At 72.1% G+C, this 13,677-nt stretch carries 11 protein-coding genes; 5 read left to right on the forward strand and 6 right to left on the reverse strand.

Features of this window, described 5'->3' with window-relative positions; genetic code table 11:
* Positions 1 to 6: 6 nt before the first annotated feature.
* Together HD596_RS29135 and HD596_RS29140 are read right to left on the reverse strand one after the other, a co-directional pair.
* Positions 7 to 2,118 carry an NACHT domain-containing protein gene (locus tag HD596_RS29135; protein ID WP_185072490.1) on the reverse strand — a complete coding sequence of 704 codons (2,112 nt, stop codon included), beginning with the start codon at positions 2,116 to 2,118 and terminating at the stop codon, positions 7 to 9.
* Positions 2,119 to 2,264: 146 nt separating this feature from the next.
* Positions 2,265 to 3,545, reverse strand: coding sequence for a YcaO-like family protein (locus HD596_RS29140; RefSeq protein ID WP_185072491.1), 1,281 nt, complete (start codon positions 3,543 to 3,545; stop codon positions 2,265 to 2,267).
* Between the two features lie 548 nt (positions 3,546 to 4,093).
* On the opposite strand from HD596_RS29140, the gene HD596_RS29145 reads away from it, so the two are divergent.
* From HD596_RS29145 to HD596_RS29160, 4 genes are read left to right on the forward strand one after another with little or no spacing between them, the layout of a single operon-like run.
* Complete coding sequence (locus HD596_RS29145) at positions 4,094 to 6,682, forward strand: sensor histidine kinase (protein WP_185072492.1); 2,589 nt, start codon at positions 4,094 to 4,096, stop codon at positions 6,680 to 6,682.
* Complete coding sequence (locus tag HD596_RS29150) at positions 6,663 to 7,088, forward strand: roadblock/LC7 domain-containing protein (protein ID WP_185072493.1); 426 nt, start codon at positions 6,663 to 6,665, stop codon at positions 7,086 to 7,088. Before HD596_RS29145 ends, HD596_RS29150 begins: the two co-directional genes overlap by 20 nt.
* A complete protein-coding gene (locus tag HD596_RS29155; RefSeq protein ID WP_221519575.1) occupies positions 7,085 to 7,435 on the forward strand; it encodes a DUF742 domain-containing protein in 351 nt (116 codons plus the stop codon). Before HD596_RS29150 ends, HD596_RS29155 begins: the two co-directional genes overlap by 4 nt.
* Positions 7,416 to 7,997, forward strand: coding sequence for a GTP-binding protein (locus HD596_RS29160; protein WP_185072494.1), 582 nt, complete (start codon positions 7,416 to 7,418; stop codon positions 7,995 to 7,997). Before HD596_RS29155 ends, HD596_RS29160 begins: the two co-directional genes overlap by 20 nt.
* Positions 7,998 to 8,004: 7 nt before the next feature.
* Here HD596_RS29160 and HD596_RS29165 read toward each other — a convergent pair whose 3' ends face one another.
* The 4 genes from HD596_RS29165 to HD596_RS62165 are packed head-to-tail and all read right to left on the reverse strand — an operon-like array spanning position 8,005 to position 12,925.
* On the reverse strand, positions 8,005 to 10,404 hold the full coding sequence (locus tag HD596_RS29165) for a glycoside hydrolase family 6 protein (RefSeq protein ID WP_185072495.1): 2,400 nt from the start codon (positions 10,402 to 10,404) through the stop codon (positions 8,005 to 8,007).
* 58 nt (positions 10,405 to 10,462) lie between these two features.
* Positions 10,463 to 11,488 carry an alcohol dehydrogenase catalytic domain-containing protein gene (locus HD596_RS29170; RefSeq protein WP_185072496.1) on the reverse strand — a complete coding sequence of 342 codons (1,026 nt, stop codon included), beginning with the start codon at positions 11,486 to 11,488 and terminating at the stop codon, positions 10,463 to 10,465.
* Positions 11,488 to 12,291, reverse strand: a complete 804-nt coding sequence (locus tag HD596_RS29175; RefSeq protein WP_185072497.1) for an SDR family oxidoreductase — start codon at positions 12,289 to 12,291, stop codon at positions 11,488 to 11,490. Before HD596_RS29175 ends, HD596_RS29170 begins: the two co-directional genes overlap by 1 nt.
* A gap of 1 nt (position 12,292) precedes the next feature.
* Positions 12,293 to 12,925 carry a hypothetical protein gene (locus tag HD596_RS62165; protein ID WP_246554920.1) on the reverse strand — a complete coding sequence of 211 codons (633 nt, stop codon included), beginning with the start codon at positions 12,923 to 12,925 and terminating at the stop codon, positions 12,293 to 12,295.
* 377 nt (positions 12,926 to 13,302) lie between these two features.
* On the opposite strand from HD596_RS62165, the gene HD596_RS29190 reads away from it, so the two are divergent.
* Entirely contained in the window at positions 13,303 to 13,677 is a 375-nt protein-coding gene (locus HD596_RS29190; RefSeq protein WP_185072500.1) for a roadblock/LC7 domain-containing protein, read from the forward strand.

Here is a 13,677-nt window from a genome sequence, read left to right on the forward strand (position 1 = left end):
ATGCGGCTATGTGCGTCCGTCCTGCCCGCCAGGGCCGTCCCCATGCGAGGCAGCCCTGACGGGCGGGGTCGCGGGCGCCACGTGCCGCCCGTTCGCGAGGTGCTGCTGCAGTTCGATGTGCCGGAACTGGTAGTACGGCCCTTCCGTGCGCAGCAGGCCCAGCCGGTGGGCGTCGTCCAGGAAGTCCATGGCCCGCAGCGGCAGGCTTCCCCGGCTGGCCAGGCGGGGGACCGTCAGCTTGTAGGCCAGCCAGGCGTGGTGGCGGCCGAGGACGAGCCCGAACAGCAGCCCCAGCACCAGGCCGACCATAATCGCCATGCCCGTGGGGAGCCTTGAATACAGCAGGACGCCGGCGGTCGCGAACCCGACGACGAGTCCGCCGATGATCCGGATGGCGGTCAGGTTTCTGTCGGCCTGCCAGGTGGAGCGCGGGGATCGCGCTGTCAGATCAACGGTGGGGCTCTCGACCCAGCGGATCAGGCTGAGCAGGGCGACGAACCCGATGAAGGACAGCAGACCGATCTGCACCGAGGACCTCGCGGCGAATTCTGGCGTCCTGCTCGCGTAGGGCATGAGCCACCCGATGACGGCCCCCAGAGCTCCGACGATCAGCCCGTCCTGAAGGGCGGGGAGGAGTTCGGCGAGCCTGCCGCGGAGGTGGAAGTCGGCGTGTCCCGGCGACTCGGTGAACCAGGAACCGATCAGAATCTCGGACACGAGAGCGGAGAACAGCCCGATCATCGCGCCGAGGTAAGGCTCCCCTGTCAGCAGTGCGAAGGCCAGCCAGACCATGCCCCCGACCACGATGGCGGCCCCGATCCGGACCGTGCGGCTGGAGGTGAAGCGGGCCAGATGCCACCACGCCATGTCGCGCGTGTCCTCCTGGTTGCGCGCGAGCTGGCGGGACAGGTACCTGAGCCAGCGGTCGACCTGCTCCGGGGTCCACGTGTGTTGCGGCCGGAACGGCTGCGGCGGGCCGCCGGCGGGCGTCCGCGTGCTCACCAGGGCGGGGATGAGCTGGTCGCACAGATGGTCGTGCAATTCGGCCGCGCTGCCGCGCCCCAGCTCCAGCAGCGGCGTCGGATCCACCCGCGGCGCGATGTATGTGGCACGGACCAGCCAGAGCCCCAGAGACGTCGAGGCGATCTCGGACATGGCGGGAACGGTGCCCTTGCGCAGCTCCGTCAGGACCTGGCGCCAGACAGGGTGGGGCACGGGAGGCAGGCACGCCTCCAGGTAGCCGGCCGCCGCAGCGGGGGACATGGGCTGGGGCTCGATGACCGCCGCTGCCGTGAGGGCGTCGCCGATCTCCTCGACGGACTCGGCGAACTGCTCCGTACGGCAGGTGAGAATCAGCTGGTCGGTCTCGTACAGTGACCGGTTCAGTGCGTTCAGCATGTCGGCGCGGGCGGTGTCGGGCAGCTCGTCCAGCCCGTCGATGACGGGCAGCACCTCGCCACGGGTCACGAGCGTCTCCGGGATGTCCGTGCCGAGGGCTTCCGCGCGCAACGCGGGGTAGTCCGTTGCCAGGCTCGAGGCCAGCCAGTCCTGCAGCCGCCGATATACGCGGTCGTCCCAGCGAGCGGCGGATACCAGCACCGGGACGGGCTCATCCGGCTCTCGCGTACGCAGCAGTTCGAGCAGGAGTTGCACGGCCAGAGTCGTCTTCCCGGTGCCGGGACCGCCCAGGATGACCAGTCGGCGGCAGCGCAGGGCGCGAAATTTACGCGCCATGTCGGCGATGTGCACGTCCAGGCCGGGGAAGGCCACGGTGCCCTTGGCGATGATCTCGGGACGGTCGGCGAGTTCGCGATGCCCGGTCGAGTGCCAGGGCAGCGGCATGGGCTCGGGGTCGCATAGCGAGCGCACGACCGTCTCGTCTCGCCACTGCTGGGTCACCAGTCCGGCGAGGACGTCCTTCGCGGTGGCGATGGTGGCGGACGTGGGCGCGGACACGACCGTGCCATGCTTGCGCCACCAGGACAGGAACTGCACCAGGCCGTTGCCCAGCCCTATGACGGCCGTCACGGCCGCCACGATCTGCGCGATTCCGGTTGGTATCCCCCACTCCTTCGGGAATTTGCCGACCACGGCCAGGATCACGGTGGCCAGAACCAAGAGGAGAACACCTATCACTACTGACGTCTTGGCCTGGCGATTCTGCCAATATCGTGCGGACATATAACCAGTATGTGCAGATTTGATGGCATAAAGAGGATGATCATTCTCTACGGAAGGTCGATAAAACGGAAAAACCTGTCACCTCATTGATGGGGCTGCCAATTGGGCGGCATTGATTCGGAAACTCTGCCGGTCGCGGCGGCCAGCCCCCGTCGGCCGGGCAGGACGAGGTTGCCGTCGATGATCAGCATGAACCGCTCCAGGTCCGGCACGATCACGTGCACGGCGGTGACCCCGCAGGGGAGGACGCGCACCATGCGGTGGTAGGCCGGGTGGCCCCGCGCGGCCAGCATCGCCGTCACTTCCCGCAACTGGCTGCCGGGGGGCCCGGCAGCCGCGGCGGCCCGCGGGAAGGGGACCATATGCGCCTCGCGCAGGGCGCCGGTGAGGTCGAACCGCCCGCACGCCAGCAGCGCCGGGTGCGCCGCCAGCCCTGTCAGATCGCCGCGTACGGCGGCACCGGAGTGCGGCAGGCTCTCGCCGAGCGTGGTCTGGACGAGCTCAGTGAGGGCGCGCCAGACGGCATAGGCCGGGTCCAGCGAGGTCCCGCCGCCGCGCCGGTGCGGATGCCGGGAGGTCGGAGCCGTGTACGCCAGCATCGTCGGCACGTCGAGGTCACTGGTGATGTCCAGCAGGTGCACCGTTGACTCGGTCAGCTCTTCCGCCGTCGCGTACGCCCGCGCGAGGCCGTGCGGAAGCGTCCGCGGGTCGATCAGCCTGGGCCGGAAGCCGTCCCCGCCCAGGAAAGCCCTTATCAGGAGCAGGGACAGAGCATCCCGTTCGATCGCCTCGTTGACGGCGTGCAGCAGCGCCTCGGCAGCGGTGACGCCGACGGCCGAGCCGCTGTTGCAGCTGTAGCGCATCAGGTGGGCGTAGTCGCAGTCGTCCCCGGCCAGCTCACGCAGCGGGGCGGCACCGATCTCGACGTACCAGGGAGCAGACAGGAACAGCGGCACTAGTGCCTCGGTGTGGGTACGGGGAAGGGCCGGGCCGCCGAGCGGGTGGTAGCGCATGCAAGCCATCCGCCCACCGGGCGTCCCGGTCAGCAGCAACGCACAAGCGTCCCCTTGCAGGGGTCCCGTGGCGAGCGCGGCAGGCGGAACGGACCGCACGGCGGTGGGGTCGAAGCCGGCGGGGCCGGTGAGGTAATGCTCCACGGCCTCGAACAGCGCGCCCACGCGTGCCTCGTCTGGGCGTCCTTTGCCCATCCCGCACGCGACCGGTGAGACGTCCCCCTCGCCGCCGAACAGGCGGCACCGCCAGGCGGTCGGGTCGCGGCCGTCGCCCGCGTCCACGAGCTCCGCCCGCAGGCCGAGCGCGGTCAGTGCTGCGGAAACCCGCCTTCCGGCCTCGTCCACCGGCACCGCCCGTTCCGTCTCGCAGAATGGCCGCCCCGCCCGCCGCGAGGATTCCGGAAATTGATGCGATCTACTGTCTGCCATCGCCGGTTGTGGCGGTCAGCAGTTCACGCAGCCGGTCAAGTTCGGCCTGGGTCAAGTGCTGGGTCTCGCGATCCAGCGACTCGACCGCGCCAAAGTCCGCGCCTCCTCCCATGAGCTTCCCCCTTCCTTCACTCTTAATTGTAGCTCCACCTCTGCAAAGCCCTAGAAAGGCTATTTATGGACTTATTTGCATATCGGGGCAGGACGTCGGTTCGCCCTGTGTTCATCCGGAGTTCCAAGATCGTCACTCTGAGTGAGATGTGGGTCGTTACGGTCACGAACCGTGTGCTGACAAAGAGTCAACCCGCCATTCGTGATGTTTCTTCGCATCTGTACCTTGAAGTACCCCTGCCCCATCGGCATAGTGGACGCACCACAGGCGTGCCAGTCGTGGCGGACATTCTCGGGGTAGTGCCGGTTCGCGACTGCCCGGCGGCGCATCATCCGGTGCGCGGAATTGGACATGATGGATGAGTTCGCCCCCGCCGATCCGTACCAAGCTGCTCAGGATTCTCCTGCTTCCGCTGGTCTCCATGGTCGCTCTGTGGGGGTTCATCGCCTACTCCAGCGTTGAGGAGATCATCACCGTCTCCCAGGCGCAGGACCGCTGGGAGGGCATCGGGTCACCGGTGCTGCAGCTGATCGTCGAGTTACAGCGGGAGCGCCAGCTCTCGGCCGAGGCGGTCCGCGGCACCGGCTCGTACGAGCCGCTGGCCGAGCAGCGGCGGGTCACCGACGGCAAGGCCAAGCACCTGCGCGAGGTGATCAGCGCCCTCGACGTCGGGGCGGCGGACGGGGAGACCCCCGTCCAGGTGCAGGCGCTGCTGCAGGCGCTCGACGGGCTGCAGTCGCTGCGCGATTCCGCCGACGGCGGCGTGCTGGCCCCGCCGCTGACCATCATCGAGGCGTACAACAACCTGATCAGCGTCGCCAACGGGCAGTTCAACGACCGTGACGCGCTCAGCGACGTCTCGTCCTACCAGGCGGTGCGCGGCATGGCGGCCTACAGCGCCGCGGCCGAGTATCTGGGCCGTGAGCACGCCGTGCTCACCACCACGATCGTGCACCGCAAGATGACCCCCAGGGACCGGGCCTCGTTCGTCTCCGCGATGACCAGCCGCCGGCTCGTCTTCGCCAACGCCGAGCGCGACGTGGGCCCCGAGCTGCGGGCGAACTACGACCGGCTGGTCGCCAGCGCGTCGTACAAGCGGCTGGTGGACGCGGAGGACCTGCTGTTCGGCTGGGACACCAGCGGCGGCGCGCCGCCCGTGGACCCCACCGTGTGGAAGCGCGACGCCGACGCCATCTTCGGCGCGATCAGCCGCGACACGCAGACGGAGCTGGCCCGCACCGCGGCGGAGGCGCAGTCCCAGAAGTCCGGCGCGTACTGGCGGATCGGCCTGGTCCTGCTCCTGGGGCTGGCCGCGGTGGTGGCGTCGGTCGCGCTGTCGTACCGGTTCGGCCGCTCGCTGATCACCGAGCTCAGCCGGCTGCAGGAGTCGGCCGTGGAGCTGGCCGAGCGGCGGCTGCCCCGGCTCGTCGAGCGGCTGCGCCGCGGCGACGACGTGGACCCGGCCACCGAGGCGCCCGGCCTCGACCGCGCCGACACCGCCGAGGTGGACCGGGTGGTGCACGCCTTCTCCGCCGTACGCCGTACGGCGGTCGAGGCGGCCGTGGGCCAGGCGACCCTGCGCAAGGGCGTCGGCCTGGTCTTCCTCAACCTGGCCCGGCGCAACCAGGCGCTGCTCCACCGCCAGCTCACGCTGCTCGACACCATGGAACGCCGGGTCGAGGAGCCGGAGGTCCTGGAGGACCTGTTCAAGCTCGACCACCTGACCACCCGCATGCGGCGGCACGCCGAGAACCTGATCATCCTGTCCGACTCCGTCCCCGCGCGGCGCTGGCGCGACCCGGTGCCGCTGTTCGACGTCGTACGCGCGGCGGGGCTGGAGGTCGAGGACTACACCCGGGTCACCGTCGTGCCGATGCCGAACGCCCCGCTGCTGGTCGGCCCCGCCGTCACCGACGTGATCCACCTGGTCGCCGAGCTGGTGGAGAACGCCACCGTCTTCTCCCCGCCCGACACGACCGTGCACATCCGCAGCATGACGGCGGCCAACGGCTTCGCGCTGGAGGTGGAGGACCGGGGCCTGGGGCTGAACCACGCCACCCTCGACGAGCTCAACGCCAGGCTGGCCGACCCGCCGGAGTTCGACCTGGCCGACAGTGACCGGCTCGGCCTGTTCGTGGTGTCCCGGCTCGCGGCCCGGCACGGGATCAAGGTGTCGCTGCGCCGCTCGCCGTACGACGGGACCACCGCGATCGTGCTGCTGCCGGCCTCCCTGCTCGTCAACCTCCAGCCGCCGGTCGCCGTGGCGCCCGTCGCGGACCGCGTCGCCGCGCACATCGCCAGGCCCATGCGCGCGCTCGGCACCGGGCCCGCCGAGTCCCGGCCCGGCGGGGTGGCCGTCGCGCCCGAGCCCTTCCCGCCCCTCGGGCCGGACGCGCCCGCCCGCGCGCCGGAGCGCGGGACCTGGTTCGAGGCCGGACCGGCCCCGACTCCGACCATCGGGAACGGGCTCGCGAACGGATTCGCGGGCGGATCTGCGAACGGACTCGCGGATGGGCCTTCCAATGGGCTCGCGAACGGACTCGTGGGCGGACTTGTGGACGGGTCTTCCAATGGGCTCGCGGACGGGCCGGTGGACGGGCCGGGTGATGGGCCCGCCACCGGGCCGATCCGGATCCCGATGCCGGTCCCCGGCCCCGCCACCCCGCCCGGCCCGCCCGCGGGCTGGAGCGTCACGGTGCCGGCCGAGGAGGCCGACGACGACCTCGACGGGCTGCCCATGCGGGTGCCGCAGGCCAGCCTTGCTCCCCAGCTCCGCTCCGCCAGACGCGCGGACCGGCGCAGCACCTCGGCGCGCTCGCCGGAGGAGCTTGCACAACTCATGTCGTCCATGCAACGCGGCTGGCAGCAAGGCCGCCGGCAAGTGGAGCAGGGAGAAGACGTGTGGAACCGAAAGGACGACCATCCCGATGCCCGACCCGAGAAGTGAACTGAGCTGGCTGCTGGACGACCTCACCCAGCGCGTCCCCGGCATCCGGCACGCCATCGTGCTGTCCGCCGACGGGCTGGCCATGGGCGGCTCCCGGAACCTGACCCGCGAGGACGCCGAGCACCTGTCCGCCATCTCCGCCGGCAGCCACAGCCTCGCCATGGGCGCCGGGCGGCACTTCGGCATGGGCGGCGTACGGCAGACGATCATCGAGATGGAGGACGGCTTCCTTTTCGTCACCGCGGCCGGCCAGGGCGCCAGGCTGGCCGTGCTCGCCACGGGCGACGCCGAGCTGGGCATGGTCACGTACGAGATGGCGCTCATGGTCAAGCGGGTCGGCGAGCACCTCTCCGCGCAGCCGAGGGGAGCGGCACCGGCACCCGCCTGGAACGGCGCGAGACAGTGACCGGGGAGGATCCCGGGCCGCTGCTCCGGCTCTTCGGGCTGACCGGGGGCCGGGCGCGCCCCCAGGGCGAGGCGTTCGACCTGGTGGCCATCGTCACCACGGTCGCCGGCACCTACGAGCCCACGGAGCTGCTCCCGGAGCATCGCGCCGTGCTGTCGCTGTGCCAGCGGCCCACGCCGGTGGCCGACGTCGCGGCGCACCTCAGGCTGCCGCTCAACATCACCCGGGTGATCCTGAGCGATCTGCGGCGAGAGGGCCTTGTCACCATCGAGCGCCCGCGCCCCGCGGCGCAGACGATCGACGAACGCATCTACAGGGAAGTGCTGCATGGACTACGCAGCCTCTGAGCCGGGGACGACCGCGGTCGCCTCGGCCTTGGCCATCAAGATCCTCATCGCGGGCGGTTTCGGCGTCGGCAAGACCACCCTGGTCGGCACCATCAGCGAGATCCGGCCGCTGCACACCGAGGAGCTGCTGAGCGAGCGGGGCATCGGGGTGGACGACACCTCGGGCGTGGAGTCCAAGACCACCACCACGGTCGCGCTCGACTTCGGCCGCATCACCATCCGCGACGGGCTGTGGCTGTACCTGTTCGGCACCCCCGGGCAGGACCGCTTCTGGTTCATGTGGGACGAACTGGCCCTCGGCGCGCTGGGCGCCGTCGTGCTCGCCGACACGCGCCGCCTGGGCGACTGCTTCCCCGCGGTGGACTACTTCGAGCAGCGCGGCGTCCCCTTCGTGGTCGGCGTGAACTGCTTCGAAGGCGCCCGCCGCCACGACCCGGCCAAGGTCCGGCGGGCGCTCGCGCTGAACGAGCGCATCCCGATCGTGCTCTGCGACGTCCGCGACCGCACGTCGGTCAAGGAGGTGCTCACCACGTTGGTGAAGTACGCGGTGGAAGGCGGATGAGCCGGCTTCAGGGGGCCGGCGTGAGTGGCGGGACGGCGTTGCGCGCCCGTTCCAGGGCCTGGTCGGGCCACCACTGGCCGGAGGCCGGGGTGACGATGCCGTACACCGGGTCGGCCGGTCCCGGGGTGCCCCGGGTGCACTGGCCGTTGGAGAACCCCGGGCTGTTGAGCCAGAGGTACGCGTCGGCCAGCGGCTTCCCGGTGTCGGCGGACGGCCGGGCGCCCGCGCCTCTGCCAGGGGGATTGCACCATTCGTCCGGCACCCGGAAGCGCCCGGCGGGCGGCTGCCACTCGCCGGTCCCGTTCCGGCTCGTGTCGACGACGAAGTGCGGCAGGCCGGGCGCGTCGTCCGGCACGGCGGCCAGGGCCGCGTCGGCGCACGAGGCGGTCCCCGACGCCGCCCTCAGGTAGACGCACCTGGACAGCTTCGCGGCGTACGTGAGCGATCGCGCGGTCTGCCGGTAGCCGACGGCGTTGACGTAGAAGCCGTCGGCGCGCACCGCCCCCGCGTTGACCAGCCGGTCGGCGATCTGCGTGAACGCGGGCCAGCCCGCCAGCCCGCCGTCCAGGTAGACGCCGGTGCGGGCCAGGCCGGTCAGGGTCTCCACGGCGTAGGAGAGATCGGCGTACCGCTGGACGGCGGCGGACTCCCCGCCCCTCGGGCACTCGGGGCTGCCGGGCATGCGGGCCAGGCCGCTGGGCTCCAGGGCGACGACCGCGGGCCGGTTCCCGATGCCCTCGGCCACCGCGTCGATCCACGCCCGGTAGCTTGCGGTGTCGGGGGCGCCGCCGTTCCAGCAGTCACGTCCCGGGATGTTGTTGGTGACGAACACCGGGACGGTCCGCCCGCCTGCGGCCTGGGCGGCCGCCTCCCGTACGGTGCGGGAGACGTCGGCGGGGGAGCCGCCGGCGAGCCAGATCGCCTGGGGGACCTGCGACAGGGACCGCATGAGGGCGGCGTCGGCCGTCCTGCCCTGCGCCGACCACGTCCGCGCCTGCCGGGCCGCGTCGGTGTCCGGCTGCACGTAGAACCGCACGCCGTCGGCGCGCAGCGGGTTCTCGCCGGGGAGCTCCCGCCACAGCCTGCCCGCCTCCTCGACGGCGGGGTGAACGGCGGGGTTCACGGACGGGTTCACCGCCGGGCTGCCCGCCTGGGTCACGGCGGGCAGGCCGGGCAGCAGGCCAGGCACCAGCACCACGCCCGCCGCCGCCACGGCGAGCGCGGCCACCGCGCCGCCGGCCCACGCCCAGCGCCTGGACGCGCCCCGTCGCCGCCCCCTGTGCGCCGGCGCGGCGCGGCCCCGGTCGGGCGCAGTGCGGCTACGGTCCGGGGTGGTGCGGCTCCGGTCCAGCGCGGCGCGGCCCGGGTCCCCGGCGGTGCGGCCCTGGTCCGGCGTGGTGCGGCCCTTCTCCGTGGCGGGGTGGGCTCCGTCCGGGGTGGCGTGGCCCTGCTCGGGGACGGCGTGGGTCCGGCCCGAGGCGGTTTCAGCCGGGTGCGGCACCTGGGGTTCGTACGGGAAGCGGCCGCTCGACCGGCGTCGTGGAAGGGGCCCGATCGGGACGCAATCGGGCGAGAGCCGCAGCGTGGCGCCCCCGCCGAGCGCGTCCACGAGCTCGGCGGCCGTCGGCCGGGCCGCCGGGTCCTTGCTCAGCGCCCGCGCCACCAGCTGGCCGAGCACGCCGCCCAGCTCGGGGAGCTCGGGCTCCTCGTGGACCACGCGGTAGAGCACGTCATGCCCCGCCCCCGAGCCGAACGGCGGCCGCCCGCTCGCGGCGAAGACCATGACACCGCCCCAGGCGAAGACGTCGGAGGCCGGCGACGCCAGCCCGCGCACCTGCTCGGGCGACATGTACGCCGGCGTCCCCATCCGCGTGACGGACAGGGTCGTGGAGTCGGAGACGAAGGCGAGGCCGAAGTCGATGACTTTCGGGCCGACGGGGGACAGCAGCACGTTCGACGGCTTGAGGTCGCGGTGGACGACGCCGGCCGCGTGGATGGCCCACAGCGCCACCGCCGTGCTCATGGCCAGGCCCTCGAGCTCGGAGCCCGACATCGGGCCCCGCTCCACGACCGCGCGGAACAGCGTCGGTCCTGGCACGTACTCGGTGACGACGTACGCCGTCTCGCCGTCCAGGTCGGCCGTGAGCACGGGAGCCGTCGAGAAGGGGGCGACCCGCCGCATGGTCGCGACCTCGCGGCGGAAGCGCCGCCGGAACTCCGGGTCGCCGGCGAGGTGCCGGTGGATGACCTTGATCGCCACGAGCCGCCGCGAACGGCTCTTCGCGAGGTAGACGATGCCCATCCCGCCGGAGCCGAGCCGGCGCACGATGCGGTGGCCGCCGATCCGCCGCGGGTCGTCGCCGGTCCGCCCGTCCACCGCCTCGCCGTGTTTGGTGCCGTACGCCATCGCCCGCCCATCCCGACCCGACAGTCGACAGGAGGTACGGCCGGGGCGGCACCGGGGTTCAGCCGAACGCGAGCAGGACCTTGCTGGAGCGCCGGGCGTCGGCCGCCTCCTCGAACGCCGCCACCGCCGCGCCGAGCCCGAAGACGGACGTGACGATGGGCGCGAACCGCCCGGCCTCCCGGCTCATGATCGACAACGCGGCCGGCATCTCGTGGTAGAAGCGGCTCGACCCCATCAGGGTCAGCTCGCGGGTGACCGCGAGGTGCAGCGGCGCGGTGACCCCGCCCGGAGGCAGGTGTCCCACGTTGACGAGGGTTCCGCCGGGGCGCAGCGCCTCGAGGGCCGAGACGAGCCCGGCCTGGGAGCCGGAGGACTCGATCGCGACGTCGGCGGAGGGGATCGGCTCGCCGCGGTCGGCCCGTACGACATGGGTCGCGCCCACCTGGAGCGCCAGCCGGAGGGGTTCGCCGAACACGTCGGTCGCCGTGACCGTCGCCGCGCCCGCGCAGGCGGCCAGGGCGGCGGAGAGCAGGCCGATGGGGCCCGCGCCGATCACCAGGACGTCGCGGCCCTCGACGCCGGAGCTCGGCCGGCGCAGGCCGTGGAGCGCCACCGAGGCGGGCTCGGCCAGCGCGGCCGTCCGCAGGTCGAGCCCGTCGGGGATCGGCACGAGGCGGTTCGCGGGCACGACGAGGCGCTCGGCGAACCCGCCGTCCGTGTGCGGCACCCGGGCGGCACTGCCCAGATAGCGCAGCTCCTCGCAGAGGTTCTGCTCGCCGCGCAGGCAGTGGCCGCAGCGGCCGCACACCTGGGCGGGGTGGACGGCGACGCGGCCGCCCGCCGGCGGCCCCGAGCCGTCGGCGGCGGGCTCGGCGACGATCCCGACCACCTCGTGTCCCAGGACCATGGGGGAGCGCAGGACGGACTCGCCCACCCGCCCGCTCCTGTAGTAGTGCAGGTCGGAGCCGCAGATGCCGCCGTAGACGACCGTGACGACGGCTTCGTGCGGCCGTGGCGCCGGGGTGGCCCGGGTCTCGATCGTCAGGTGCCCGGGGTTGGTCACGACGAGGGCCTTCGCGTCCATCAGATCACCGCCGTCATGCCGCCGTCGACGTAGATGACCTGGCCGTTGACGAAGTCGGACGCCGGTGAGGCGAGCCAGATCGCGGGGCCGACGACGTCCTCGACGCGGCCCCAGCGCGCGGCGGGCGTGCGCCGCGTGATCCAGCGGCTGAAGTCGGGGTCGGCGACCAGGGACGCGTTCAGGTCGGTGTCGATGTAGCCGGGGGCCAGGCCGTTGACCTGGATGCCGGCGGACGCCCATTCGGCGCACATCGCCCGGGTGAGCCCGCCGAGCCCGCTCTTCGCGGCCGCGTAGGGGGCGGTGGTGGCGCGTACCAGGTGGTTCTGGACCGAGCAGACGTTGATGATCTTCCCGCTACCCCGTGGGAGCATGTGGCGCGCGAAGGCCCGGCCGACGAGGAAGCCACTGGTGAGGTTGACGTCGACCACGCGTTTCCAGTCGTCGACCGGGAGCTCGGTCAGGGGGCCGCGGATCTGCACGCCGGCGTTGTTGACGAGGATGTCCGGACAGCCGTGCGCCGCGACGACGGCCTCGCAGGCCTGCTCGACCTGCGCCGGATCGGCGACGTCGAACGCGTGGACCTGCACGTCGCCGGGCGGACGGCCGGGGGCGAGCTCCTCGCGCAGGGCCGCGGCCGCCGCCTTGAGGCGTTCCGGGTCGCGGCCGTTCAGCACGACGCGCGCTCCCGACAGCGCGTAGCCGCGCGCGATGGCATGTCCGATGCCGCGACCCGAGCCGGTGACCAGGGCGAGCCTGCCTGTCAGGTCGAACGCCGGAACGCCTGGAGCGGTCTGGAGGGGCACGTCATCTCTCCCATGCTGGTGCGGATCCGAGAACCTCGACGCGTGACGCGCGGACGAGCACCGCGGCCACGGCCTGCGCCGCCGTCGTTGCGGCCACGGACTGCGCCGCCGTCGCTGTGGCCGCGGCCTGAGCCGCCGCCGCGTCCATGGCCGCGATGGCCTCGACGACCTGCTCGCGCCGGTCCGGCGAGGCGTCGGGGACGTCCGCTCGCCGGGCGATGACCTGGGTGTTGACCAGCGCCCCGCTCTCCTGGGGCTGGACGGTGGCGCCGGCGTTGTGGCGCTGGCCGCGGACCATGCCGAGCACCTCCAGCGAGCACAGCGCCTCGCGCACGACCGTCCGGGACATCTCGTACTCGGACTTGACGCGTCCAGGGGAGACGAGGCCGCCCACGGGGAAGCCGCCGCTTACGGGGAAGCCGCCGTGCGTGATCGGGCGTGCCTGCGTGATCGGGCGTGCGTGCGTGATCCGGCGTCCGAGCGTGATCGGGCGTGCGTGCGTGATCCGGCGTCCGAGCGCAATCAGACGTCCGAGCGCAATCCGGCGTGCGTACACGATCCGGTGTCCGAGCGCGTCCACGAGCTGCGCGTGCAGGCCACCCGGCCCGGCGCCGGGCGCTCCGAGGCTCGTCATCCGCAGCTCCTTCGGGACTCGATGGAAGACGACGCTACCGCCGGAGGGGGCGTCGCACGGAATCGGCGGACCCAAGGCTCGCCCGTGCCACCGACCGCGACAGCTACCACTACGCCGGAGTCGGGGCCGGCTCGTCCTGCCCGTCGTCGATCCCACCCCGAGCCCTGCCTTCAGCTTCCTCGGCCTGCAGACCAGCAGGGGAACCGGCCAGCCATTCATTACGAGAAATGCTCATAAATATCAGAGCTATGTGTATGAGTATTGGTTTTCTCTGCCTTGGCCGCATAAAAGCGTAACCGCAGGTCTATGGGCCACTTCAGTGTGATTCGTAACCCCCCTACGCTGTCCCCCGTTCCACTTACGGCGAGGGGGATCACGTGCTCGGAATCGACACCTGCCTGGCGGAGGTCATGTCCATACCGGGGGCGCTGGACGCCATGCTGCTCGACCACACCAGCGGCATGGCGGTGGCCTTCAGCAGCGCCTCGGGCGTGGACGCCGACCGGTCGGCCGCCGCGTTGACCGAGGCGCTGCGGGCCACGACCGACGGCCTGGCCCGAGCCTGCCCGGGCGAGATCGTCCGCATTGACGACATGCTCGTCACGACGGACAAGGGGCATCATCTGCTCAGGCCGCTGGAGACGGTCTTCGAGGGGCCGCTGGTCATCTACGTACGCCTTGACCTGGAACGATCCAACCTCGCCCTGGCCCGCCACCGCCTGCGGTCGGTCTCCAGCCAGCTGACGACGTGA

The organism is Nonomuraea jabiensis (genome assembly GCF_014204795.1).
Taxonomy (GTDB): Bacteria; Actinomycetota; Actinomycetes; order Streptosporangiales; family Streptosporangiaceae; genus Nonomuraea; species Nonomuraea jabiensis.

Coding starts and splice junctions, on each gene's coding strand:
- HD596_RS29145 (WP_185072492.1), top strand. CDS start 4,094: ATGAGTTCGCCCCCGCCGATCCGTACCAAGCTGCTCAGGATTCTCCTG.
- HD596_RS29150 (WP_185072493.1), top strand. CDS start 6,663: ATGCCCGACCCGAGAAGTGAACTGAGCTGGCTGCTGGACGACCTCACC.
- HD596_RS29160 (WP_185072494.1), top strand. CDS start 7,416: ATGGACTACGCAGCCTCTGAGCCGGGGACGACCGCGGTCGCCTCGGCC.
- HD596_RS29165 (WP_185072495.1), bottom strand. CDS start 10,404: ATGGCGTACGGCACCAAACACGGCGAGGCGGTGGACGGGCGGACCGGC.
- HD596_RS29170 (WP_185072496.1), bottom strand. CDS start 11,488: ATGGACGCGAAGGCCCTCGTCGTGACCAACCCCGGGCACCTGACGATC.
- HD596_RS62165 (WP_246554920.1), bottom strand. CDS start 12,925: ATGACGAGCCTCGGAGCGCCCGGCGCCGGGCCGGGTGGCCTGCACGCG.